21 protein-coding genes and 2 pseudogenes are annotated in these 23,867 nt (G+C 42.0%); 15 read left to right on the top strand and 8 right to left on the bottom strand.

Annotation, left to right across the window (positions count from 1 at the left end; translation table 11 throughout):
• Window positions 1-2 precede the first annotated feature (2 nt).
• From N8M09_RS05140 to N8M09_RS05125, 4 genes are all read right to left on the bottom strand, one after another.
• Window positions 3-806, bottom strand: coding sequence for a PTS mannose/fructose/sorbose transporter subunit IIC (locus N8M09_RS05140; RefSeq protein WP_000022716.1), 804 nt, complete (start codon window positions 804-806; stop codon window positions 3-5).
• 25 nt (window positions 807-831) lie between these two features.
• The gene (locus N8M09_RS05135; RefSeq protein WP_261064257.1) at window positions 832-1,821 is read right to left on the bottom strand and encodes a PTS sugar transporter subunit IIB; all 990 of its coding nucleotides are present in this window, start codon (window positions 1,819-1,821) and stop codon (window positions 832-834) included.
• Between the two features lie 237 nt (window positions 1,822-2,058).
• On the bottom strand, window positions 2,059-3,078 hold the full coding sequence (gene adhP / locus N8M09_RS05130; RefSeq protein WP_261064256.1) for an alcohol dehydrogenase AdhP: 1,020 nt from the start codon (window positions 3,076-3,078) through the stop codon (window positions 2,059-2,061).
• Between the two features lie 224 nt (window positions 3,079-3,302).
• The gene (locus N8M09_RS05125; RefSeq protein WP_261064255.1) at window positions 3,303-4,115 is read right to left on the bottom strand and encodes a Cof-type HAD-IIB family hydrolase; all 813 of its coding nucleotides are present in this window, start codon (window positions 4,113-4,115) and stop codon (window positions 3,303-3,305) included.
• Between the two features lie 189 nt (window positions 4,116-4,304).
• Between N8M09_RS05125 and N8M09_RS05120 the strand changes: the two genes are divergently transcribed.
• The 6 genes and pseudogenes from N8M09_RS05120 (at window position 4,305) to folK (ending at window position 10,508) form a co-directional block, all read left to right on the top strand.
• Complete coding sequence (locus N8M09_RS05120) at window positions 4,305-5,723, top strand: NCS2 family permease (RefSeq protein ID WP_000359256.1); 1,419 nt, start codon at window positions 4,305-4,307, stop codon at window positions 5,721-5,723.
• Window positions 5,724-5,827: 104 nt separating this feature from the next.
• Window positions 5,828-6,537: pseudogene (locus N8M09_RS05115) on the top strand (lysostaphin resistance A-like protein).
• Between the two features lie 166 nt (window positions 6,538-6,703).
• Window positions 6,704-7,678 carry a dihydropteroate synthase gene (folP, locus tag N8M09_RS05110; protein ID WP_261064253.1) on the top strand — a complete coding sequence of 325 codons (975 nt, stop codon included), beginning with the start codon at window positions 6,704-6,706 and terminating at the stop codon, window positions 7,676-7,678.
• Window position 7,679: 1 nt separating this feature from the next.
• The gene (locus N8M09_RS05105) at window positions 7,680-9,002 is read left to right on the top strand and encodes a bifunctional folylpolyglutamate synthase/dihydrofolate synthase (protein WP_261064251.1); all 1,323 of its coding nucleotides are present in this window, start codon (window positions 7,680-7,682) and stop codon (window positions 9,000-9,002) included.
• Window positions 8,983-9,537 (top strand): GTP cyclohydrolase I FolE, encoded by a 555-nt coding sequence (gene folE / locus N8M09_RS05100; protein WP_000380913.1) that lies wholly within the window; start codon window positions 8,983-8,985, stop codon window positions 9,535-9,537. Before N8M09_RS05105 ends, folE begins: the two co-directional genes overlap by 20 nt.
• A 158-nt stretch (window positions 9,538-9,695) precedes the next feature.
• Window positions 9,696-10,508: a 2-amino-4-hydroxy-6-hydroxymethyldihydropteridine diphosphokinase gene (folK, locus tag N8M09_RS05095; protein ID WP_261012972.1), complete on the top strand. Its 813-nt coding sequence runs from the start codon at window positions 9,696-9,698 to the stop codon at window positions 10,506-10,508.
• A gap of 45 nt (window positions 10,509-10,553) precedes the next feature.
• Here folK and N8M09_RS05090 read toward each other — a convergent pair whose 3' ends face one another.
• The gene (locus tag N8M09_RS05090) at window positions 10,554-10,871 is read right to left on the bottom strand and encodes a DUF960 domain-containing protein (RefSeq protein ID WP_261012971.1); all 318 of its coding nucleotides are present in this window, start codon (window positions 10,869-10,871) and stop codon (window positions 10,554-10,556) included.
• 238 nt (window positions 10,872-11,109) lie between these two features.
• Between N8M09_RS05090 and ccpA the strand changes: the two genes are divergently transcribed.
• Window positions 11,110-12,120, top strand: a complete 1,011-nt coding sequence (ccpA, locus tag N8M09_RS05085; protein WP_020900851.1) for a catabolite control protein A — start codon at window positions 11,110-11,112, stop codon at window positions 12,118-12,120.
• A gap of 52 nt (window positions 12,121-12,172) precedes the next feature.
• Here ccpA and N8M09_RS05080 read toward each other — a convergent pair whose 3' ends face one another.
• Entirely contained in the window at window positions 12,173-13,135 is a 963-nt protein-coding gene (locus N8M09_RS05080; RefSeq protein ID WP_261064248.1) for an asparaginase, read from the bottom strand.
• Between the two features lie 65 nt (window positions 13,136-13,200).
• On the opposite strand from N8M09_RS05080, the gene N8M09_RS05075 reads away from it, so the two are divergent.
• Window positions 13,201-14,589 carry a Cof-type HAD-IIB family hydrolase gene (locus tag N8M09_RS05075; protein WP_261064246.1) on the top strand — a complete coding sequence of 463 codons (1,389 nt, stop codon included), beginning with the start codon at window positions 13,201-13,203 and terminating at the stop codon, window positions 14,587-14,589.
• A 34-nt stretch (window positions 14,590-14,623) separates the two neighbouring features.
• On the opposite strand, the gene N8M09_RS05070 is transcribed toward N8M09_RS05075, so the two are convergent.
• Entirely contained in the window at window positions 14,624-15,076 is a 453-nt protein-coding gene (locus tag N8M09_RS05070; protein ID WP_000079148.1) for a universal stress protein, read from the bottom strand.
• 161 nt (window positions 15,077-15,237) lie between these two features.
• On the opposite strand from N8M09_RS05070, the gene N8M09_RS05065 reads away from it, so the two are divergent.
• The 4 genes from N8M09_RS05065 (at window position 15,238) to N8M09_RS05050 (ending at window position 19,293) form a co-directional block, all read left to right on the top strand.
• Window positions 15,238-15,531, top strand: a complete 294-nt coding sequence (locus N8M09_RS05065; protein WP_261064245.1) for a hypothetical protein — start codon at window positions 15,238-15,240, stop codon at window positions 15,529-15,531.
• Window positions 15,532-15,687: 156 nt separating this feature from the next.
• A complete protein-coding gene (locus N8M09_RS05060) occupies window positions 15,688-16,902 on the top strand; it encodes a pyridoxal phosphate-dependent aminotransferase (RefSeq protein WP_000666455.1) in 1,215 nt (404 codons plus the stop codon).
• 154 nt (window positions 16,903-17,056) lie between these two features.
• Window positions 17,057-17,191 (top strand): 50S ribosomal protein L34, encoded by a 135-nt coding sequence (gene rpmH / locus N8M09_RS05055; RefSeq protein ID WP_000831905.1) that lies wholly within the window; start codon window positions 17,057-17,059, stop codon window positions 17,189-17,191.
• Window positions 17,192-17,328: 137 nt separating this feature from the next.
• Window positions 17,329-19,293 carry a peptide ABC transporter substrate-binding protein gene (locus tag N8M09_RS05050; RefSeq protein WP_261064243.1) on the top strand — a complete coding sequence of 655 codons (1,965 nt, stop codon included), beginning with the start codon at window positions 17,329-17,331 and terminating at the stop codon, window positions 19,291-19,293.
• Window positions 19,294-19,384: 91 nt separating this feature from the next.
• On the opposite strand, the gene N8M09_RS05045 is transcribed toward N8M09_RS05050, so the two are convergent.
• The gene (locus N8M09_RS05045; protein WP_261064240.1) at window positions 19,385-21,229 is read right to left on the bottom strand and encodes an APC family permease; all 1,845 of its coding nucleotides are present in this window, start codon (window positions 21,227-21,229) and stop codon (window positions 19,385-19,387) included.
• Between the two features lie 157 nt (window positions 21,230-21,386).
• Between N8M09_RS05045 and N8M09_RS05040 the strand changes: the two genes are divergently transcribed.
• From N8M09_RS05040 to N8M09_RS05030, 3 genes and pseudogenes are all read left to right on the top strand, one after another.
• Window positions 21,387-22,160, top strand: a complete 774-nt coding sequence (locus N8M09_RS05040; RefSeq protein WP_261064239.1) for a TatD family hydrolase — start codon at window positions 21,387-21,389, stop codon at window positions 22,158-22,160.
• Window positions 22,160-22,720 carry a ribonuclease M5 gene (rnmV, locus tag N8M09_RS05035; protein ID WP_261064237.1) on the top strand — a complete coding sequence of 187 codons (561 nt, stop codon included), beginning with the start codon at window positions 22,160-22,162 and terminating at the stop codon, window positions 22,718-22,720. The genes N8M09_RS05040 and rnmV overlap by 1 nt, the downstream gene beginning before the upstream one ends.
• Window positions 22,721-22,791: 71 nt before the next feature.
• A pseudogene (locus N8M09_RS05030) lies at window positions 22,792-23,692 on the top strand (XRE family transcriptional regulator).
• Window positions 23,693-23,867 lie beyond the last annotated feature (175 nt).

The raw sequence follows: 23,867 nt of genomic DNA, 5'->3' as shown, positions 1-23,867 counted from the left end.
TCTTAGTAGTCTTCTAGGATATCGCCGATTGGGTCGTTAGAAGTTGCGGCTCCACCGCCACCGTTTCCACCAGTTTTAGAAAGGTGAAGGTAGATAAGAGCGATAGCAACACCGATAGCACCAAATCCGATTAGAGTAATATCTGACACGGCAGCAAGCACGAAACCGATAGCGAAGAATGGCCATACTTCACGAGTTGCCATCATGTTGATAACCATAGCGTAACCAACGGCAACAACCATACCACCACCGATAGCCATACCATCTTTAAGCCAATCAGGCATAGCATTTAGAATGCTTTGTACTGTTTCAGTTGGTACCATTAGAAGGAGTGCTGCAGGGACTGCAATACGAAGACCTTGAAGAAGAAGTGCGACAAAGTGAGCACGTTCAACTGCTTTGAAGTCACCTTTTTTAGCAGAAGCATCAGCAGTGTGAACCAGTCCGACAGAGAGTGTACGGACAATCATAGTCAAGAATAGACCAGCAACTGCAAGAGGGATAGCAACCGCTTGGGCAACACCGATACCTGTCTTAGTAAAGTCGCCACCAAGAACCATGATAATGGCAGCAGCAACAGAAGCAAGAGCAGCGTCAGGAGCTACGGCAGCTCCGATGTTAGCCCAACCAAGGGCGATCATTTGAAGAGAACCACCAAGGATAATACCTGCTTCAAGGTTACCAGTAACAAGACCGATAAGGGTACAAGCTACGATTGGTTGATGGAATTGGAACTGGTCGAGGATACCTTCAAGACCTGCTAGGAAGGCTACAACGACTACTAAAACCATAGAAATAATAGACATCTTTAAAATCCTTTCATAAAATCGATTATTGCACGTTTGCTTTGTTGATCAAGTCAAACAAATCTTTTTTCGTGTCGTTTGGAACTTTACGTACATCAAATTCAACACCAAGGTCACGCATTTTTTCAAATGTAGCAACGTCTTCTTTATCCATAGACAAAACGTTGTTAACCATTGTTTTACCAGTTGAGTGAGCCATTGATCCAACATTAAGAGTTTTGATTGGCACACCACCTTCGATAGCACGAAGAGCATCTTGAGGTGTTTCAAACAAGATAAGGGCATGTGTTTCTCCGAAGCGAGGATCTTTTGCAACGTCGATTAGTTTTTGGATAGGAACAACGTTTGCTTTCACTTTACCTGGAGCTGCTTGTTTAATCAATTCTTTACGTAATTCGTCTTTAGCTACGTTATCTGAAGCAACGATGATACGATCTGCTTTTGAGTCTGGAGTCCAAGCAGTTGCAACCTGACCGTGAAGTAAACGAGTGTCTAGACGGGCAAGGTTGATTTTGAGTTTACCGTCTCCGATGACAGTTCCTTCTGGGATAGCAGCTTGGGCAACTGGAGCAGCTGCAGCGCTTGCTACTTCCTCAACTGGGTTTAGCTCTTCTCGAAGAGCCTTGATGCCATCTTTGGCTTCTTTAATGATATTCGCAGCGACTTTTTCTACACCTGCAGCAGCGTCCATGAGGCGCTCTGTATAGGCTTGGATTAACATCGGTAAGTTAAGTCCTGTGATGATGGCAAACTTACGATCAGGATTTTCTCCCATCACGCGACTAGCTTGGTTGAATGGAGAACCACTCCAAAGGTCAGCCAAAACTAGCACCTCATCTTCTGCGTCAAATGCAGCCACAGCGTTGTTAAATTTAACGTATAGGTCATCTGGACCTTCATTTGGCATAAAGGTTACAACTTGAACCTTTTCTTGTTCACCAAAAATCATAGATCCTGACTGATGAATACCTGCAGCGAATTCACCGTGGCTCGCAATAATGATTCCGATACTCATTATTGTCATTCCTCCTTATAAAATGTTGTGCCCATTGTTTAAGAAAACTTTAAGACTTTTTAAGTATAAACCGTTTTCATCTAAAAATCAACTATTTATCATAAAATAATTAAAAAGATTACATATGAACATATTGATATATTGAGTTTTAGAGAAGTTTTTTTGAATCCTTATTTAAAAATTTAACATAAAAAAGTTGGAAGCGCATTCCAACTTTTAAAATAGATTTTTATTAGATTAGTGGGTGAAGTCGAGTACCATACGTCCTTGGATTTGACCTTTTTCCATTTCGTCGAAAATGGCTACGGCATCTTCGACTGGACGTTTTTGGACAATTGGGACTACCAAACCTTCTGCACCGAATTGGAAGGCTTCTTCCAAGTCTTTACGAGTTCCAACAAGAGAACCGATAACTTGGATTCCATCTAGAACGGTTTTAACGATACTGAGTTCCATCATTTCAGAAGGAAGACCGACAGCGACGACGCGACCACCAGCACGAACGGAGTCAACAGCCTGGTTGAAGGCAACTTTAGATACAGCAGTTACGACAGCTGAGTGAGCTCCTCCATTTGTTTTTTCCTTGATGAGTCCTGGTACATCGTCAACTTCGAGGCCGTTAATAACGATATCCGCACCGACTTCTTTTGCAAGGGCAAGTTTGTCATTGTTGATATCAACCGCGATGACATGAGCATTAAATACTTTTTTAGCGTATTGAACAGCTAGGTTACCAAGCCCACCAGCACCGTATAGAACAACCCATTGGCCTGGTTCAACTTTTGCTTCTTTAATAGCTTTATAGGTTGTTACACCAGCACATGTGATAGAAGAAGCTTGGGCTGGATCAAGTCCGTCAGGAACTTTGACAGCATAGTCTGCAGTTACGATACATTGTTCAGCCATACCACCGTCTACTGAGTAGCCAGCATTTTTTACTGTACGGCAAAGAGTTTCACGGCCAGTTGTACAATATTCGCAAGTACCACATCCCTCAAAGAACCAAGCAACGCTGACACGGTCACCGACTTTAAGACTTTTAACATCAGGAGCGATTTCTTTAACAATACCAACACCTTCGTGTCCTAGAACACGTCCTGGTACTTGACCAAAGTCACCGTGGGCAACGTGGAGGTCAGTGTGGCAAACACCACAGTATTCAATCTCTACAAGTGCTTCTCCAGTTTCAAGTGGACGGAGTACTTTTTCTTCAACAGCAACACCAGTGCTTTCTGGATTTACAACAACAGCTTTCATAGCTATCCTCCTTGATATTGGTCGAGAACAGGGACACCAGGACTGGATTGATTATGTTTCAACAGAGTCGAGTGTGACGAGCTCTCTTGTATTTATATGTGAAGTATATCACAAAAGAAAGCCTTTTCCAAGGTTTTGGAGGCAAAAAGTAGAACAATCGATTAACTGGTTGATTAGACTGTGAAAAGAGCACAAAGACCAGCTCGTAAGCTGGTCAGTAGGGGCTATAAGAATAAATCTTGCAGGGTTTTGGCAACCCCGTCTTGGTCATTTGTCAAGGAAATTTGCTCATCTGCATAAGGGAGTAGCTCTGGATTGGCATTTTTCATGGCATATCCTTTCCCAGCAAAAGCGAGCATTTCGGTATCATTGTGTTCATCTCCAAAAGCAATCAAATCTTTTTTGTCACGGTTCATTACCTTGAGCAAGTAGTCCAAGGCGAAGGCCTTGTTGACACCTTTGGGGGTACATTCAAGGATATTGAGCGGACCACCCCAGGTATTGATAGACAGTTGATGCTGATAGAAGGCGTTCATTTCTTTTGCCAAGGCATACTTGTCACTGGCTCTGGTCTGCAGCAGAATACAGTTAGGATCCTTGGTCACCAATTCAGGCTGAAATTGATTTTCAGGCTGGAAGGCTTCTACACCAAATAGTTTGGGATTGGCAATTTCTTCATTAGGATTTGTAATGTAGAATTTTTTACGATATTCTCCAGCAATAAAATCGGCTTGAATATCCTCTGAACGTTGAACCATGTCTAAAAGATATTTTTTGTCTACCGTCAAACACTTTTCAAAGTCCCAAACTTGGTCTGGTAAATGAGTGAGGGAACCGTTGAAGTTAATCATAGGAGTGTCTAAGCCTAGCTCGCGGTAAAAATCTTTTGACATGCGGTAAGGGCGACCTGTCGTGATAATAACCTGATGGCCTTTTTCAGCAACTTTTTTAATGGTTTTTTTGGTAAAGTCAGAAATCTGACTGTCTGAGTTGAGCAGGGTTCCATCCAGGTCAACTGCAATAATTTTCTTCGTCATAGGGACCTTTCTAGTGTCTTTTCAGATAAGATGTCTACTATTATAGCAGAAAGCAGGCAGAAAAGCAGATTCGAAACAAAAAAAGAAATTTCATCAAATTCTTAAATAAATCAAACAAAGATATTGAAAAAGTGAATGATAAATGATATAATTCTATTATTGTTCGTAAAAATTAAAAGGAGATTGATAATGGACAAATTATTTAAACTAAAAGAGAACGGTACAGACGTTCGTACAGAGGTTCTCGCTGGTTTAACAACTTTCTTTGCAATGAGCTATATTCTCTTTGTAAACCCACAAATTCTTTCGCAAACAGGAATGCCTGCTCAGGGTGTCTTCCTAGCAACGATTATCGGTGCAGTTGCTGGTACCCTGATGATGGCCTTCTATGCTAACCTGCCATACGCTCAAGCGCCAGGTATGGGACTCAATGCCTTCTTTACCTTTACAGTCGTATTCGGACTTGGTTATTCATGGCAAGAAGCCCTAGCTATGGTCTTCATCTGTGGAATTATCTCATTGATTATTACCTTGACAAATGTTCGTAAAATGATCATTGAATCGATTCCAAATGCCCTTCGCTCAGCTATTTCAGCTGGTATCGGTGTCTTCCTTGCCTACGTGGGGATTAAGAATGCTGGACTTTTGAAATTCTCTATCGATCCAGGAAATTATACGGTTGCAGGAGAAGGGGCTGATAAGGCTCAAGCAGCGATTACAGCAAATGCGTCAGCGGTTCCAGGATTGGTCAGCTTTAATAATCCAGCTGTTTTGGTGGCTCTTGCAGGACTTGCCATTACGATCTTCTTTGTTATTAAAGGGATTAAAGGGGGAATTATCCTCTCTATCTTGACAACGACTGTTCTTGCTATCGCAGTTGGTTTGGTAGATTTGTCTAGTATCGATTTTGCTAATAACCATGTTGGTGCAGCCTTTGAAGATTTGAAGACAGTCTTTGGTGCAGCTCTTGGTTCAGAAGGTTTGGGAGCTTTGATTTCAGATACAGCTCGCTTGCCTGAAACTCTGATGGCTATTCTCGCCTTCTCATTGACAGATATTTTTGACACAATTGGTACCTTGATCGGTACAGGTGAAAAAGTTGGTATCGTAGCGACAAATGGTGAAAATCATCAATCAGCTAAGTTGGACAAGGCTCTTTACTCTGACTTAATTGGTACTTCAATTGGTGCCATCGCAGGTACTTCAAACGTAACGACTTATGTTGAGTCTGCTGCTGGTATCGGGGCAGGTGGACGTACTGGTTTGACAGCCTTGGTTGTAGCTATCTGTTTTGCTATCTCAAGCTTCTTTAGCCCACTTCTAGCGATTGTACCAACAGCCGCTACAGCTCCAATCTTGATTATCGTTGGGATTATGATGTTGGCTAGCTTGAAAAATATCCATTGGGATGATATGTCTGAAGCAGTTCCTGCCTTCTTCACATCTATCTTTATGGGATTCAGCTACTCTATCACTCAAGGAATTGCAGTTGGTTTCTTGACTTACACTTTGACTAAACTTGTCAAAGGTCAAGCTAAAGATGTTCATGTCATGATTTGGATTTTGGATGCCTTGTTTATCCTGAACTACATCAGCATGGCCCTATAAATGCTATAATATAAAAAGGGGTTCTCCCCTTTTTATATTATAGTTACTTGAAAATTGCTTCAAACTAGGTAGGTGATTTTGATTGAATGGTAGGAGTATGATTGATGATAAAAAAGAATATTTGGGGTGAAGTATTAAACCGGGGGAAGTGGTTAATAATCTTTCTAGTAGGGCTTTTGTTTTCTCAGTTTCCTTTAGCCCTAGCAACTTTTCTAACTAGCAGAAAATTTCCACTGCTTCAAACGGGGGACTATTAGTAGGGGCCTTATCTCTTGTGGTTTTAACTGTATTTATAATAGGTGCTAGGAAAACACAGTTGGCTAGTTTTGTTTTATCGTTTTTCAAGACTAAGGATTTGGCTAGATTGGCCTTAAGCTATCTAGTGATTCTTGCCTTTAATATTCTTGGTGTGGTCTTACTGCGTTTGATGAATGAAACAACAACCAGCAATCAATCAAATATTAATGATTTGGTCCAGAATAGTTCCTTAATTTCCAGTTTTTTCTTACTGGTTCTAATAGCTCCTATTTGTGAGGAGATTTTATGTCGAGGTATAATTCCTAAAAAGATTTTTAGAGGAAATGAAAATTTGGGATACATAATAGGTGCAATTGTATTTGCTTTGCTGCATCTACCAACAAATCTGCCTTCTCTTTTAATCTATGGTGGCATGTCATCGGTTTTAACGTGGACTGTCTATAAAACCCAACGTTTAGAAATGTCTATCTTACTTCATATGATTGTTAACGGAGTAGTCTTTTGCTTGTTTGCACTTGTGATTATTGTTAGTAGAACCTTTGGTGTGCCTATTTAAGGTTCTCTACTTTAAAAGTTAAGGGCAATATTTTAAAAATGGGAGAAATGGTTCTGCTAAATGGAAGCAATTTTTCTTGAGGGAGAAATTGCCTCCTTCAACTGTGAAAAAGATGAATGCAATCGTATCCATCTTTTTCTTTTTTATGGTAAAATAGAGAAATAATATGGTGAAAAGTCTTAAAGGAGTATCCGAGATGTCAAGTAAAGCTAATCCTACCAAAACAGCTATTTGCGGAATTATCAATGTAACACCGGATTCCTTTTCAGATGGTGGTCAGTTTTTTGCTGTTGAGCAGGCGCTCCAGCAGGCCCGTAAATTGATAGCAGAAGGGGCGAGCATGCTAGATATCGGTGGAGAATCGACTCGGCCGGGAAGTAGCTATGTTGAGATAGAAGAGGAAATCCAGCGTGTTGTTCCAGTGATCAAAGCGATTCGTAAGGAAAGTGATGTCCTCATTTCCATTGATACTTGGAAAAGTCAGGTGGCAGAGGCTGCTTTGGCTGCTGGTGCCAATCTAGTCAATGATATCACTGGTCTCATGGGCGATGAGAAAATGGCTCATGTGGTTGCAAAGACTGGAGCGAAAGTGGTTATCATGTTTAATCCAGTTATGGCGCGACCTCAGCATCCTAGCTCGCTCATCTTCCCTCAGTTTGGCTTTGGTCAAGCTTTTACAGAGGAAGAGTTAGCTGATTTTGAAAAATTGCCAATTGAAGACTTGATGGGGGCTTTCTTTGACAGATCCCTAGCGAGAGCAGGTCAAGCTGGTATTGCACCAGAAAATATCCTGCTGGATCCAGGAATTGGCTTTGGTCTGACCAAGAAAGAAAATCTGCTCCTTCTACGGGATTTGGATAAACTCCATCAGAAGGGCTATCCAATCTTTCTCGGAGTGTCGCGCAAGCGATTTGTCATCAATATCCTTGAAGAAAGTGGTTTTGAAGTCAATCCTGAGACAGAACTTGGTTTCCGCAATCGAGATACGGCTTCGGCTCATGTAACTAGTATTGCTGCAAGACAGGGTGTAGAAGTGGTGCGCGTGCATGATGTAGCTAGTCACAGGATGGCAGTTGAAATTGCGTCAGCTATTCGATTGGCAGAAGAAGCGGAAAATCTAGATTTAAAACAATATAAGTAAGATGAACGAAATTCAAAACAACCAGTGGATTGCCCACTACCGGACCGACCAACCGCATTTTGGCTTGGAACGCATGGTGGAACTGTTAGCTTTGCGTGGCAATCCCCATCTCAAACTCAAGGTTATCCATATCGGAGGAACCAATGGCAAGGGCTCGACCATTGCTTTTTTGAAAAATATGCTAGAAAAGATGGGGCTGAGAGTTGGTGTTTTCAGCTCCCCCTATCTCATTCATTACACAGACCAGATTAGCATCAATGGGGAATCTATTCCCGAGGCTAGACTCGAAACTTTCATGGCAGACTATCAGTCTTTGCTGGAAGGAGAAGCGGCCGCTAATTTACAGGGCACAACCGAGTTTGAGATTATAACAGCCATAGCCTATGACTACTTTGCCTCAGAGCAAGTAGATGTGGCCATCATGGAAGTGGGCATGGGTGGACTCTTGGATAGTACCAATGTCTGTCAGCCCATTTTAACAGGCATCACGACTATTGGACTGGACCATGTAGCCCTACTTGGTGACACCTTGGAAGCCATAGCAGAGCAGAAGGGTGGTATTATCAAACAAGGTATTCCCTTGGTAACAGGTCGTATCGCTCCAGAAGCTTTGGTTGTCATTGACGCTATTGCGGAAGATAAAAATGCACCGAGACTTGCCTATGGGAAAGATTATCAAGTTAGTCATCAAGAGAGTGTGGTAACGGGTGAAATCTTTGATTATACCAGTTCTGTCAGACAAGGTCGCTTCCGGACAGGCCTGCTTGGTTTGCACCAGATAGAGAATGCTGGGATGGCCATTGCTTTACTTGATACTTTTTGTCAAGAAGATGGTCGAGAACTAGCAAGCAATGACTTGATTGCTCAAGCCTTGGAAGAAACAAGTTGGCCAGGGCGTCTGGAGGTCGTGTCGAGAGAACCCTTGATGATTTTGGATGGGGCCCACAATCCTCATGCTATCGAGGCTTTATTAGCAACCTTGCAAGAACGTTTTGCGGATTATCATAAGGAAATCCTCTTTACCTGCATCAAAACCAAGGCCTTGGAAGATATGTTGGATTTGTTGGAGGAAATCCCAGATACCGAGCTTACCCTGACACATTTTGACGATAGTCGGGCAACTGATGAAAGTGTGCTGAAAGAGGCAACTAAGTCTAGAGATCTCAGCTACCAAGGTTGGCAGGATTTTCTAGAGCAGAAATTGACAAATAAACAAGAAGAGAAACAAACAGTTAGGATTGTCACAGGTTCCTTGTATTTCTTGAGCCAAGTGAGAGCCTATCTGATGGAGAGGAAGAACGAGAATGGATACACAAAAGATTGAAGCAGCTGTAAAAATGATTATCGAGGCTGTAGGAGAGGACGCTAACCGCGAGGGCTTGCAGGAAACACCTGCTCGTGTAGCCCGTATGTACCAAGAGATTTTTTCAGGTCTTGGCCAAACAGCGGAGGAGCATTTGTCAAAATCCTTTGAGATTATTGACGATAATATGGTGGTAGAAAAGGATATCTTTTTCCACACCATGTGTGAGCACCACTTCTTACCATTTTATGGGAAAGCGCATATTGCCTACATTCCAGATGGCCGTGTGGCAGGCTTGTCTAAGCTAGCCCGAACAGTTGAAGTTTATTCTAAGAAACCACAAATTCAAGAACGTTTGAATATCGAAGTGGCCGATGCCTTGATGGAGTATCTAGGTGCTAAAGGAGCCTTTGTTGTCATTGAGGCAGAACATATGTGTATGAGCATGCGTGGTGTCAGAAAACCAGGCACTGCAACCTTGACGACAGTAGCTCGTGGTCTATTTGAAACAGATAAGGACCTCCGAGATCAGGCTTATCGTTTAATGGGACTATAATACTCTTCGAAAATCAAATTCAAACCACGTCAGCTTCCATTTGTAACCTCAAAACAGTGTTTTGAGCAGCCTGCGGCTAGCTTCCTAGTTTGCACTTTGATTTTCATCGAGTATAAAAAGAATCCGCTTTGGGCGGATTTTTCTAGAAAGGAATCATTATGGATCAACTGCAGATTAAGGATTTGGAAATTTTTGCTTATCATGGTCTTTTTCCTAGTGAGAAAGAATTGGGGCAGAAGTTTGTTATTTCAGCTATCCTATCCTATGATATGACCAAGGCGGCTACAGACTTGGATTTAACAGCCTCTGTCCATTACGGAGAACTGTGTCAGCAGTGGACGACTTGGTTTCAGGAAACAACTGAGGACTTGATTGAAACGGTAGCCTACAAACTGGTAGAACGTACCTTTGAGACCTATCCTCTTGTCCAAGAAATAAAGCTAGAACTTAAAAAACCTTGGGCGCCAGTGCATTTGTCACTAGATACATGCTCAGTAACCATCCATCGACGTAAGCAACGAGCCTTTATTGCTCTGGGAAGCAATATGGGGGATAAGCAAGCAAATTTGGAGCAAGCCATTGACAAACTGCGAGCGAGTGGCATCCATATTCTCAAAGAGTCCAGTGTCTTAGCGACGGAGCCTTGGGGTGGAGTGGAGCAGGATAGCTTTGCTAATCAAGTGGTTGAGGTGGAAACCTGGCTACCAGCACCAGTCTTGTTAGAAACCTTGTTGGCTATTGAGTCAGAGATGGGACGGGTGAGAGAGGTGCATTGGGGACCTCGTTTGATTGATTTGGACTTGCTCTTTGTGGAGGACCAGGTCATTTATACAGACGACCTTATTTTGCCTCATCCTTACATAGCGGAACGCCTTTTTGTTCTTGAGTCTCTACAAGAAATTGCGCCTCATTTTATCCATCCGACATTAAAGCAACCTATCCGCAACTTGTATGATGCTTTGAAAAAATAGAAAAAACTCTAGTTTTCAGTTACTTGCAACTGAAGGCTAGAGTTTTTAAAATAGGTCATTTTCTTCTGGGAGGAGGATAGTCTCTCTACCGTCTATGTCTAAAACCAGAACTCTCGGAGGATAAAGAGGGTCGAAAGGATGATTAAAGTCAAAATCAATGGCTGTAGGGAGGTGTTGGCTTGAGAAGTGGAAGGTAATCTTACCTTGGTTATTAAGCAATTGAAACTCAAGTTCTTCTTCCAATTCAAAGACATTTTTTAAGAAATGGTCGATGATATACCAAAAAGAGTCAATGACTTCATCAGGCAAGCTGGTAACAATGCCAAAACTAGCAGACCGCATCTGGGTATTGGTAAAAGCCATATCTCTGCCCCCTTTCTTTTCCCTTATCATACAGCAAATAGGATTAAAAATCAAGAAAAGGTGATTTTTTTCTTTAAAACTTAGGCTTTCTATGAAATTTTTTTCAAACAATCTTCAAAAAATACTTGAAAGTGTTTACAAATAGTGATAGAATGGAATAAGTAGAAACATGAAAACGAAATTTTCATACCGTCTCTTTTTTAGAGTTTCGTGAGGTATGATATAGAAAGGAAATGGAATGAATACAGACGATACAGTAACGATTTATGATGTCGCCCGTGAAGCAGGAGTTTCAATGGCGACGGTTAGCCGTGTAGTCAATGGCAATAAGAATGTAAAAGAGAATACTCGTAAAAAAGTGCTTGAGGTGATTGACCGTTTGGATTACCGTCCAAATGCCGTGGCGCGTGGTCTTGCAAGTAAAAAGACAACCACTGTCGGTGTCGTGATCCCGAACATCACCAATGGTTATTTCTCAACACTTGCCAAAGGGATTGATGATATCGCTGAGATGTACAAGTACAATATCGTCCTTGCTAACAGTGATGAGGATGATGACAAGGAAGTTTCAGTTGTCAATACACTGTTTTCTAAGCAAGTAGATGGTATCATCTTTATGGGTTACCACTTGACTGAAAAAATTCGTTCAGAGTTTTCTCGTTCTCGAACACCAGTTGTTCTTGCAGGAACGGTGGATGTAGAACATCAACTTCCAAGTGTTAATATTGACTACAAACAAGCTACGATTGACGCAGTGACTTACCTTGCTAAAGAAAATGAGCGCATTGCTTTTGTTAGCGGTCCGCTAGTGGATGACATCAATGGTAAGGTTCGTTTGGTTGGTTACAAGGAAGCCTTGAAAAAAGCAGGGATCTCTTATAGCGAAGGATTGGTATTTGAGTCTAAATACACTTATGAAGACGGCTATGCCTTGGCAGAACGCTTGATTTCATCGAATGCAACTGCAGCAGTTGTAACAGGTGATGAATTGGCAGCAGGTGTCTTGAATGGTTTGGCTGACCACGGTGTGTCAGTGCCAGAAGAGTTTGAAATCATTACGAGTGATGATTCACAAATCTCACGCTTTACCCGTCCAAACTTGACAACGATTGCCCAACCTCTTTATGACCTTGGTGCTATCAGTATGCGTATGTTAACGAAGATTATGCACAAGGAAGAGTTGGAAGAACGTGAAGTTCTCTTACCTCATGGTTTGACAGAACGTCGTTCGACACGAAAACGGAAATAGAAAAAATCAGGGAATCGTGAAGATTTCCTGATTTTGCTTTCTAGAGAAGGGGTTACCCTTCCATATAGTCTTTCAAGGCTTGTCCTGTTAATCCAGCATTGAGAGCAATGAGGAGTTTCAAGCGGGCTTTTTGGGCGTTGAGTTCTTTAACAAAGAAGACCCCAGATTTTTGCAACTGCACGCCACCGCCTTGGTAGGCATAAACAGGTTCAGCAATACCATTGAAACATCGGGAAACCAGAGCGACAGGGATTCCTTTTTGTAGAAGGCTTTCTAGTTTTTGAGCCGTTTCTTTGGGAATATTACCAGCTCCGAAAGCTTGGATAATCAAACCGTCCAATTGTTCCAAATCCAGCATGTCAATTAGCTCATCTGTCATACCGGCATAAGCGGAGATGATAGGGACTAAACCTTGTATGTGATCAAGGTCAAAGCGGACACGGGGTTCAGCTGTTTTGAAGTAGAGGATTTCGTGTTTCATAATCAGACCAAGTGGCCCGTGTGTTGGAGTCTGGAAGGTGCTGACGTTGGTCGTATGTGTTTTGGTGACATACTTGGCAGCGTGGATTTCATCGTTCATAACGACCAAAACTCCTTTGTCAGCAGCCCTGTCATCGCTGGCAACTCGTAAAGCACTTAGGTAATTATAAACCCCGTCACTGCCGAGTTCATTGGAGCTGCGCATGGCCCCTGTTAGAACGATGGGCATGTGGGGAACTTCCATGGTGTCAAGGAAATAGGCTGTTTCTTCTAAAGTGTCGGTCCCATGTGTAATCACCACTCCATCGTAATTATCTGCTTCTTCTTTGATTTTTTGGTAGAGGGCCATCATATGCTTGGGCTTGATATGGGGGCTTGGCAGGTTAAAAAAGTCTAAAGCGTGGACTTGGATTCCTTCGAGAGGATTGGACACATGGTTCATAGGATTATCCGAACTAGTCACAACAGCACCAGAAGCATCGGCCTGCATGGAAATAGTTCCACCTGTATGTAAAACAAGGATTTTCTTAGGCATGATTTACTCACTCTTTCTGAAATGTGGTATAATCATTGTATCACAAAAGGGGAGATTGGGATAGGATGGAAGTCAAAGCTGTTTTTTTTGATATCGATGGAACCTTGGTTAACGATCGCAAGAGTGTTTTGAAATCCACTAAGGACGCGATTAAGATTGTCAAAGAACAAGGGGTGCTGGTTGGCGTAGCGACAGGACGAGGACCTTTTTTTGTTAAGGAATTGATGGACGATTTGGATCTGGACTTTGCGGTAACCTACAATGGCCAGTATATCTTTAATAAAGACAGAGTCTTGTTCACGAGCCCGATTTCCAAGTTACATTTGCGCCGGTTAATTACTTATGCTAAAAAAGAGGGCAAGGAGATTGCCCTAGGGACCAAGGATGCCATGCTGGGGTCTAAAATCATGTCTTTTGGTCTGGGAACTTTTTCTCAACGAATCAGTCGCTTCGTTCCCTCTGCTTTAACTCGGACGGTGAGTCATTCCTTTAATCGTATGGTCAGCAAGGTTGTTCCCCAAAAGGAAGAAGACCTGCTTGATCTGATGAATCAACCTATCTACCAAGTTTTGATGCTGATGACGCCAGAAGAATCTGAGAAGGCAGCAGCTGATTTTGAAGACTTGAAATTAACACGTAGCAATCCTTTTGCAGCGGATGTCATCAATCAGGGAAATTCAAAATTGGAAGGTATTCGCCGAGTTGGGAAAGAATATGGCTTTGACCTCAACCAAGTCATGGCCTTTGGTGACTCGGATAACGACCTGGAAATGCTGGCTGGTGTCGGTATGTCGGTCGCTATGGGAAATGGTAGTAGCAGTGTTAAGGAGGTCGCCAAGCATATCACGACCAGCAATCAGCAAGACGGAATCCATAAGGCCCTAGAACATTTTGGTGTTTTGGCTTCAGAAAAAGTTTTTGTCAGCCGTGACTATCATTTCAATAAGGTCAAGACCTTCCACCACATGATGGATGAACGGACACAAGAAGAACCGCGGGCTTGGGATTTAGAAGGTGCAACCCATAGGGCTGGCTTTAAAATAGAAGAATTGGTGGAGTTTGTTCGAGCTGCCAGCCCTTCTGAAGAGGACTTTGGTCAAGCTCTATCGCAACTTCATCAGGCCCTTGATAAGGCAGCAGATAAGGTAGCACAGAAGACGCCTGCTCAGCAAGATTTGGTAGGGCAAGTGGATGCCTTGATTGACACACTTTACTTTACCTACGGTAGTTTTGTCTTGATGGGAGTGGACCCAGAACGTATTTTTGACATTGTCCATCAGGCTAATATGGGGAAAATTTTCCCTGACGGCAAGGCTCATTTTGATCCAGTGACCCATAAAATCTTAAAACCAGATGATTGGGAAGAAAAATATGCTCCAGAACCTGCTATTAAAAAGGAACTGAAGCGCCAGCTCAAGGCTTACGAACGCCATAAAGAGAGAAATAAATCGTAAACAAGAAGGAGCTAGGGGCTCCTTTTCTTTATAATTATAAGGTTTTTTCTTGTTCTCTCACCACCAGCAAATCAACCTTAGCATGGCGGAGAATGTATTCAGATGAAGAGCCAACCAAGAGGCGTTCAAAGGCGTTGAGACCAGTTGCGCCAACGAGGATGAGGTCCACTTCCTCAGCATCGGGAATAGTACGTGCCAAGAGGGTTTTTGGATTTCCCATTTCAATGACGATATGAACATCTGCCACACCAGCATCTTTAGCACGTTTTTCGTACTCTTTCATCAGACTTTCAGCGTCGACTTGGAGTTCTTCGTAAACTTCAGCATCAAAGGTGGATACACTTTGGAGTGCGCGTGTGTCAATGACATGTGCGATGGTGAGTTTAGCGTCGTTTCGTAGAGCAGAATGAACTCCCTTGACAAAAGCCAAGTCTGCTTCTTTAGAACCATCGATTGCGACCATGATATTTTGGTAACGTTGTGCCATAATGAAACCTCCTGAAATTTTCTTACTATAATTGTAAACCTTTTCACTATAGAAGTAAAGCAAAAAAAGTATTTTTTAAAAGAATGTTAGCGATTAAAATCTATATAAATATATGATAAAATAAAAGAAAGGATAGCAGGAAAGAAGTGAAGGGAGGGATAATGATGAAAAGCTCTTTTCAAAAATCAAATTTCCTTTATTATGGAATTATCCTAGTTTCAGTCTTGCTAGAAGTTATCATGATCTGGCAATTAGAGAAGCTAATTCCACTTCTCTATCCAGGTTTTATCGGATTTTTAGTCTTTCACCTACTCTACCATCTAATCTTATTCCTAGTTGCAAAACGAAGTGGGCGTTGGGACTACTTGATGATATGGGGACTTTTCCTCATGTTCAATCTTCTCTATGACTCCTTTTTAGGCTTGCTTTTTCTAGGTTTATCTTTTGGTATGTGATGTGACTTTCGCAAAACACCTGCTATCTCCACTGTCTTGACCTCGCTCTTAGTGAGGTTTTTCTTCTGTAGGATTTTAGTAACACATTTCAGTAAACTTGTCGCATTGTCTTTCTAGTGGTATAATGTTACTATCCTGATGAATTGAGGAAACAAGATGAAAGAATATAACAAGTCTAGTAAGTTAGAACATGTTGCTTATGATATCCGTGGCCCTGTTTTGGAAGAAGCCATGCGAATGCGAGCAAACGGAGAAAAGATTTTACGTCTGAATACAGGAAATCCAGCAGAATTTGGCTTTACAGCGCCAGACGAGGTCATTCATGACTTGATTATGAATGCGCGTGATAGTGAAGGTTATTCTGACTCCAAAGGGATTTTCTCAGCCCGTAAGGCCATTATGCAGTATTGCCAATTGAAGAAATTCCCAAACGTAGATATTGATGATATCTACCTTGGAAATGGTGTCAGTGAGTTGATTGTCATGTCCATGCAGGGGCTTTTGGACAATGGGGATGAGGTCTTGGTGCCTATGCCAGACTATCCTCTCTGGACAGCAGCTGTCAGCCTAGCTGGGGGAAATGCCGTTCACTATATCTGTGATGAAGCTGCAGAATGGTACCCAGATATTGACGATATCAAGTCAAAAATCACTTCCAATACCAAGGCAATTGTCCTTATCAATCCAAACAACCCAACTGGAGCCCTTTATCCTAAGGAACTCTTGTTGGAGATTATTGAGATTGCCCGTCAAAACGATTTGATTATCTTTGCGGATGAAATTTACGACCGCATGGTCATGGATGGACATGTGCATACGCCTGTGGCGAGCTTGGCACCAGATGTTTTCTGCGTCAGCATGAATGGTCTATCAAAATCCCACCGTATCGCTGGTTTCCGTGTGGGTTGGATGGTCTTGTCTGGACCTAAGACACATGTTAAAGGCTATATCGAAGGGCTCAATATGCTGTCCAATATGCGCCTTTGCTCTAACGTTTTGGCCCAACAAGTCGTACAAACTTCATTGGGTGGTCACCAGTCGGTCGATGAATTGCTCCTTCCTGGTGGTCGCATCTATGAGCAAAGAAACTTCATCTACAATGCTATTCAAGATATTCCAGGTCTATCTGCTGTTAAACCCAAGGCTGGACTCTATATCTTCCCGAAAATCGACCGCAATATGTACCGTATCGATGATGATGAGCAGTTTGTCCTTGATTTCTTGAAGCAGGAAAAGGTTCTCTTGGTTCATGGTCGAGGCTTTAACTGGCAGGAACCAGACCACTTCCGTATCGTTTACCTTCCTCGCGTTGATGAACTAGCCCAAATCCAAGAAAAGATGACTCGTTTCTTGAAACAGTATCGTAGATAGGGCTTACATCAGAAAAAGCGCTAAAAAGCAGGAAACATTTGCCTAGAGCTATTGACAAAAGTGAAAGAATCAGATAGAATGGTAAAGTATGTTTAGTAACTGATCACTTTATAGCCGGCTAAACGAATACAAAATCTATGAGGAGGTATTCATCGTGAAACGTACTTATCAACCAAGTAAACTTCGTCGTGCGCGCAAACACGGATTCCGTAACCGTATGTCAACTAAAAACGGTCGTCGCGTATTGGCAGCTCGTCGTCGTAAAGGACGCAAAGTTTTGGCTGCATAATCCAAACGAACTATATCAAAAATCAGTAGGAACTCGAGTCTACTGATTTTTATTTTTGTAAAAAAGTACAAAAGGCTTTATATTTTTGCTCAAATGGTGTATAATATTTCACATACTGTAAAAAATGGAGAATAATCATGAAGAAATCAAAAGTTATGCTTTTTGGAGCTATGGCTTTGACAGCGGGTCTAGCTCTAGCGGCATGTGGGTCTTCCCAATCAAGCAATGCAGACAAGACTTACTCTTATATCTTTGTCAATAACCCAGATACCTTGGATTACATTACCTCTACACGAGACTCTACATCTAGTATCACAACCAACTTGATTGATGGGTTGTTGGAAAATGACCAGTATGGCAATCTCATTCCATCTATGGCTGAGTCATGGACTGTGTCAAAAGATGGTTTGACTTACACTTATAAAATTCGTCAGGGAGCTAAATGGTACACTTCGGAAGGAGAAGAGTATGCGGATGTAACGGCTCATGACTTTGTGACAGGTCTCAAGTATGCGGCTGATAAAAAAGCTGAAAACTTGTACTTGGTACAAGACTCTATCAAGGGGCTAGCAGACTATGTTGAAGGGAAAACATCCGATTTTGGAACTGTTGGTGTGAAGGCAGTGGATGATTACACACTACAATACACCCTCAACCAACCTGAAACTTATTGGAACTCTAAAACAACAGCAAGTATTCTTAGTCCTGTAAATGAAGCCTTCTTGAAGTCTAAGGGAGATGACTTTGGAAGTGTGACACCATCAAGTATCTTGTCAAATGGTCCTTACTTGTTTAAGTCCTTCACATCAAAATCTTTGATTGAATTTGACAAAAATCCTAATTACTGGGATAAGGACAATGTCAAAATCGAGAAAGTGAAACTTTCATTCTTTGATGGTTCTGACCAAGACAGCATTGCAAGAGGATTCTTGGAAGGTAACTATACAGATGGTCGTATCTTCCCAACCAGCTCAGTCTTTGCTGAACTCAAGAAGGGAAATGAGGACAAGATTACCTATACACCACAAAACTCAGTTACCTTCTACTATCTTTTCAACGTCAATCGCCAAAGCTACAAGCAGACTATGAAACAGTCTGATAAGGAAAAGACAGATGCACGCGCAGCTATGCAAAATAAAGATTTCCGTCAGGCTATCAACTTTGCCTTTGACCGTCATGCTTATGCAGCGCAGACAAATGGTGAAGATGGAGCAGACCGTATCTTGCGTAACACGGTTACACCAAGTAATTTTGTTCAAGTTGGCGATAAGAACTTCGGTGATATTGTCAATGAAAAAATTGTCAACTACGGTAAAGATTGGGCAAATATTAACCTAAACGATGGTAAGCAAGCCTTCTTGAACCCTGACAAGGCCAAAGAGAAATTTGCGAAGGCCAAAGAAAGCCTGCAAGCACAGGGAGTAACCTTCCCGATTCATTTGGATATGCCAGTTGACCAGACTGCTAAGTTAGATGTACAACAGGCTGGATCTTTCAAACAAACAGTGGAAGAGACCCTTGGTAAGGATAATGTGGTTATCGATGTTATCCAACTTTCTCCAGATGAAAAAGACCAGGCAACCTACTTTGCAGATACAGCAGAACAAAAAGACTATGATATCGACATCTCAGGATGGGGTGGAGACTACTCAGATCCTAAGACTTACCTAGCCATCCTTGATCCAGAAACAGGTTCTCAGTTGAAAAACATGGGCTTGTCTGAAGGAAAAGACAAGGAAGTCAAGGACAAGATTGGTCTTTCTGACTATAAGAAACTCTTGGATGAGGCCGACGCTGAAATCACAGATACTCAAGCTCGCTATGAAAAATACGCTGAAGCCCAAGCTTGGTTGACAGATAGCGCCTTGTTCCTACCAGTTCAAAGTGGTGGAGCCAACCCAATCTTCCGTAAGACTGTACCGTTTACAGGACCATTCTCATTCGTTGGACACAAAGGAGATGCAGACAACTATAAATATGTTGAATTGCAAAAAGAGCCAGTCACTGCTAAACAGTACCAAGAACTTTATGAAAAGTGGCTAAAAGAAAAAGCCGAGTCAAATAAAAAAGCTCAGGAAGATTTAGCTAACCACATTCAATAGTATTCCTAGTCATGCTTTTCAGTTAAGCATAGTGGCTGGATTCAGAAAAAGGCCTTGCCAGAAGCTTCTTGGTTCTGGTAGGGCCTTTTCTTTATTCTTTTAAGTGATAGGAGTAGCTAGCGACAACGACGTCCTGGTGCCAACGGAGGGCGTATTTGAGTTTGAGACTCATCTGATTGTGCAGGATATTTTGCCAAGGTTTATTAGGGATAAACTGGGGTACAAGAACAGTGACTGTATAGTTCTTTTTCTGGGCATCCTCAGAGATTCGTTTGACATACTTGACAGTAGGCGTGATGATGTCACGGTAGCTGGTCTTGATGTTTTTCAGAGTAATAGTGGGGAAGTAATCGGTAAATTCTTGGAGAATTTCCTGGTCTTTTTCTGCTGTTTCCTTAGTAGAAATGTGCATGGCTAAGACTTCATCTCCGATACTTTGGGCGTAGTTAATAGCTCCAACGCTTACACGGGTGACATTTCCTACTAGAACGAGGACAAGATTGCCATCGTAGGTACGTTTTTCGATTCCTTCATAGAGACGCAATTGTTGGGCCACTTTTTGGTAATGACTGTGAATGGCCAAGAAGAGTAGGGTGAGTACGAGAATAATCGGGAAGAAAGGCCAGATATCACTGAGACGGAAAAAGAGCAGGATTAGCACGATAGCGTAGCAAATGATAGCCCCAAGGATATTGGCAAGAGCAGGTTTTAAGAAATTTGCCCCTTTTTCTTTTTTCCAATGGCAAATCATCCCAGTCTGAGATAGGGCAAAGGGCACGAAGACCCCGATAGTATAAAGAGGAATCAAGCGTTCGGTATTGCCATTAAAAATGAGAAGAAGAATCATAGCCCCAAAAGCCAGAGTTAAAATTCCATTGGAGTAGCCTAGTCGGTCTCCTTTTTCCATAAAGAGATGGGGCATGTACTTGTTTTTAGCCATATTGTAAGCCAGCATAGGAAAGGCTGAAAAGCCAGTATTTGCAGCTACGGCCAAAATCAAGGCTGTGGAGAATTGGAAGATATAATAGCCAAGGTGACCCAAGAAGGAATTACCAAGGATGCCTTGAGCCATCTGTGAAAGAATAGTTTCTCCGTGTTGAGGCATAATCCCCATCCAGTAGTTTAGGAAGGTGATACCAGCAAAAAGAAAACCTAAAATCAGTGACATAATGGTCAAGGTTTGAGCGGCATTCTTTTCTTTTGGAGCCTTGAAAAAGGGAACGGCATTTGAAATAGCTTCAACCCCTGTCAGAGAGGCAGAACCACTGGTAAAGGCTCTTAGAATGAGAACGATAGACAGACTCGGTACAGCATGCCCGATAGGAGAAGTTGCCTGATAGCTGAGAGACCCTGTCATTAGTTGAAAGATTCCATAGAGTAAGAGAAAGACAGTGCTGATGATAAAGAGATAGACAGGAATCATCAGTGAACTAGCAGATTCTTTCAACCCTCGTAAGTTCAAGAGCATGAGCAAGCAAACTAGAAAAATAGAGATGTGGAGGTTGTACGGATGAAGAGAAGGGAGAGCCGCTGTGATAGCGTCCGCTCCAGATGAAACAGATACCGCTACGGTCAGCATGTAGTCAACTAGCAGACTACCTCCAGCGATTAAGCCAAGTTGGGGAGATAGATTTTCTCGAGTAACCATATAGGCCCCTCCCCCTTGAGGGTAGGCATGGATGATTTGACGGTAGGAGACGGTCAGGCTAGCTAGGAGCAGGAGGACAAAGAGGCCGATAGGAAGGCTCCACCATATCGCAAGAGGAGAGAGGCTAGCCAAGACGAGGACTACTTGCTCAGGCCCATAGGCAATGGAAGATAGAGCGTCGCTTGACAACATGGCCAAGGCCTGCATTTTTCCAAGTAGTCCCCCCTCTCCTTCTGTTAAGGACTTAAGAGGACGACCGATAAAAGTCTGTTTTAATTTTGTAAACATTGTATTTTCCTTTTCTGAAAATTTCAATAAGTGCTATTATACTGCTTTGGGAAAATAGCGTCAAGAGACGACGATGGATTTTAGAATATTTTTTACAGATGAGGAGAGAGGTCAGTTTTTTTGGTATAATAGAAGATAGAAAACGAGGTTAGAAGAGATGATTTTTGATACACATACACACTTGAATGTAGAAGAATTTTCAGGTCGTGAGGCAGAAGAAATTGCCTTGGCTGCTGAGATGGGGGTGACACAGATGAATATTGTTGGTTTTGATGAACCGACGATTGAGCGTGCCTTGGAGTTGGTAGATGAGTATGACCAGCTCTATGCGACTATCGGTTGGCATCCGACAGAAGCTGGAACTTACACAGAGGAAATTGAAGCCTACTTGCTTGATAAGCTCAAGCATCCCAAGGTTGTTGCTTTAGGTGAGATTGGTTTGGATTATCATTGGATGACAGCGCCCAAAGAGGTGCAGGAGCAGGTTTTTCGTCGTCAGATTCAGTTATCTAAGGACTTGGATTTGCCTTTTGTTGTCCACACCCGTGATGCGCTGGAAGATACCTATGAGATTATTAAGAGCGAAGGAGTTGGTCCTCGAGGTGGTATCATGCATTCTTTCTCAGGAACTCTTGAATGGGCAGAGAAGTTTGTCGCGCTTGGCATGACTATTTCCTTCTCAGGAGTGGTGACTTTTAAGAAAGCAACTGACATCCAAGAAGCAGCTAAAGAGTTACCTTTGGACAAGATTTTGGTGGAAACGGATGCTCCCTACTTGGCTCCTGTTCCTAAACGTGGTCGCGAAAACAAAACAGCCTATACTCGCTATGTAGTGGATTTTATCGCCGACTTGCGTGGTATGACGACAGAAGAGCTAGCGGCAGCAACGACTGCAAATGCAGAACGAATTTTTGGATTGGACAGCAAGTAATGAAAGAAAAAATTTCTCAAGTCATCGTGGTCGAAGGTCGCGATGATACGGCCAATCTCAAACGTTACTTCGATGTAGAGACCTATGAGACACGAGGTTCTGCCATCAATGAGCAGGATCTAGAACGGATTCAGCGCCTACACCAACGTCATGGAGTCATTGTCTTTACAGACCCAGATTTTAATGGGGAGCGGATTCGTCGCATGATTATGACGGCCATCCCAACAGTTCAGCATGCCTTCCTCAAACGAGATGAAGCTGTTCCCAAGTCCAAAACCAAGGGGCGTTCTCTGGGAATCGAGCATGCCAGCTATGAAGACCTGAAAACGGCTCTAGCTCAGGTGACAGAACAATTTGAAAACGAGAATGAGTTTGATATCAGTCGTAGCGACTTGATTCGCCTTGGTTTTTTAGCAGGGACAGACAGCCGTAAGCGACGAGAATATCTAGGAGAGGCTCTCCGAATTGGCTATTCCAACGGCAAGCAACTCCTCAAACGCCTAGAGTTGTTTGGGGTTACCTTGGCAGAAGTGGAAGAAGCTATGAAATCTTATGAGTAGGAAAGATGTAGCTGTTACAATTTTTTAAGTTTCACAGTATTTTTCGAAGCAGGTAGAAGAGGAGGTGTCTGATGTTAATTGGTCAAAAAATTAAAGAGATTCGGATAGAAAAAGGAATTAGTCGTCCAGATTTTTGTGGAGATGAGCAAGAACTGACGGTTCGTCAACTATCGCGAATTGAAAGTGGAGCTTCGCAACCGAGTTTGCCCAAGTTAGACTATATTGCTCGCCGGCTAGGAGTTCCAGCTTATAGCCTTATGCCAGATTTTTCAGCTCTTCCTCCTGCTTATTTGGAATTGAAATACCAGATTTTACGTGAACCAATCTATGGTAAAGAAGAGGAGTACGATAAGAAAGAAGCGTGTTTGGAAGAGATTTATAAAACATACTTTGATAATCTTCCTAAAGAGGAACAATTAGCATGTGAAGTATTGCAGGCGTGTTTGGATACTTCTAGAACTAGAAGGCCTGAATATGCAGAGTTAATACTTGAGGAACATATTCCTCAGATTATAGAAAAAGAAGCTTATTCAATAAATGATATGTTGTTGGTTCGTTTGTTTTTTTTATCAAATGCTCATTAGAAAAGATCTTGCCAAATTTATAAATCAAATCGAAAAGCTAATGTTCTTGCTTTTGGGACAGAAGAAGATAACTCAAATAGAGAATTACTTTATAATTAGAGATACTCTTATTTCAGGAATGTGTTGTCTTGAAAAGGTAGGAGTAACTGATTGTTTTAATGATTATCTATCGTGTTTACAAGAAATTATGGATAAAACTCAAGATTATCAAAAGAAACCTCTTGTATTTATGTTTTTGTGGAAGCAAGCATTAAGAGAAGAAAGAGATTTTAGTTTAGCTGAATCATTTTATCAGTCTTCTAAAACATTTGCGCAGCTAATTGGAGATGAATTTCTAGTAAAGAAATTGACAGAGGAATGGCAAGAGGATGTAAAAAAATATTTATAAACATAGTGAAGCAATGACAAAAATGTCCTTGTTCTTGTATCAAAACAGTTCTAAAGTTCGTCTTTAGAGCTGTTTTTTAGATATAAGCTAAAAATGACACGAAATGGTTCTATTTTAAGGACGTTGACGTCCTTGATAGTGTGATAAAGATGGAGTATAATGACTATAAAAGTTC

This window comes from Streptococcus mitis (assembly GCF_946190375.1).
Classification (GTDB): Bacteria; Bacillota; Bacilli; order Lactobacillales; family Streptococcaceae; genus Streptococcus; species Streptococcus mitis_CJ.
This window is presented reverse-complemented; position numbering and strand designations above follow the sequence as displayed.

Excerpts from the sequence above, each read along its gene's own strand:
- N8M09_RS05040 (WP_261064239.1), top strand. The coding sequence starts at position 21,387 with ATGATTTTTGATACACATACACACTTGAATGTAGAAGAATTTTCAGGT.
- N8M09_RS05120 (WP_000359256.1), top strand. The coding sequence starts at position 4,305 with ATGGACAAATTATTTAAACTAAAAGAGAACGGTACAGACGTTCGTACA.
- rnmV (WP_261064237.1), top strand. The coding sequence starts at position 22,160 with ATGAAAGAAAAAATTTCTCAAGTCATCGTGGTCGAAGGTCGCGATGAT.
- N8M09_RS05045 (WP_261064240.1), bottom strand. The coding sequence starts at position 21,229 with ATGTTTACAAAATTAAAACAGACTTTTATCGGTCGTCCTCTTAAGTCC.
- N8M09_RS05090 (WP_261012971.1), bottom strand. The coding sequence starts at position 10,871 with ATGGCTTTTACCAATACCCAGATGCGGTCTGCTAGTTTTGGCATTGTT.
- ccpA (WP_020900851.1), top strand. The coding sequence starts at position 11,110 with ATGAATACAGACGATACAGTAACGATTTATGATGTCGCCCGTGAAGCA.
- N8M09_RS05140 (WP_000022716.1), bottom strand. The coding sequence starts at position 806 with ATGTCTATTATTTCTATGGTTTTAGTAGTCGTTGTAGCCTTCCTAGCA.
- N8M09_RS05105 (WP_261064251.1), top strand. The coding sequence starts at position 7,680 with ATGAACGAAATTCAAAACAACCAGTGGATTGCCCACTACCGGACCGAC.
- N8M09_RS05050 (WP_261064243.1), top strand. The coding sequence starts at position 17,329 with ATGAAGAAATCAAAAGTTATGCTTTTTGGAGCTATGGCTTTGACAGCG.
- N8M09_RS05080 (WP_261064248.1), bottom strand. The coding sequence starts at position 13,135 with ATGCCTAAGAAAATCCTTGTTTTACATACAGGTGGAACTATTTCCATG.
- folK (WP_261012972.1), top strand. The coding sequence starts at position 9,696 with ATGGATCAACTGCAGATTAAGGATTTGGAAATTTTTGCTTATCATGGT.
- N8M09_RS05060 (WP_000666455.1), top strand. The coding sequence starts at position 15,688 with ATGAAAGAATATAACAAGTCTAGTAAGTTAGAACATGTTGCTTATGAT.
- N8M09_RS05065 (WP_261064245.1), top strand. The coding sequence starts at position 15,238 with ATGATGAAAAGCTCTTTTCAAAAATCAAATTTCCTTTATTATGGAATT.
- N8M09_RS05125 (WP_261064255.1), bottom strand. The coding sequence starts at position 4,115 with ATGACGAAGAAAATTATTGCAGTTGACCTGGATGGAACCCTGCTCAAC.
- folE (WP_000380913.1), top strand. The coding sequence starts at position 8,983 with ATGGATACACAAAAGATTGAAGCAGCTGTAAAAATGATTATCGAGGCT.
- folP (WP_261064253.1), top strand. The coding sequence starts at position 6,704 with ATGGTGAAAAGTCTTAAAGGAGTATCCGAGATGTCAAGTAAAGCTAAT.
- adhP (WP_261064256.1), bottom strand. The coding sequence starts at position 3,078 with ATGAAAGCTGTTGTTGTAAATCCAGAAAGCACTGGTGTTGCTGTTGAA.
- N8M09_RS05070 (WP_000079148.1), bottom strand. The coding sequence starts at position 15,076 with ATGGCACAACGTTACCAAAATATCATGGTCGCAATCGATGGTTCTAAA.
- N8M09_RS05075 (WP_261064246.1), top strand. The coding sequence starts at position 13,201 with ATGGAAGTCAAAGCTGTTTTTTTTGATATCGATGGAACCTTGGTTAAC.
- N8M09_RS05135 (WP_261064257.1), bottom strand. The coding sequence starts at position 1,821 with ATGAGTATCGGAATCATTATTGCGAGCCACGGTGAATTCGCTGCAGGT.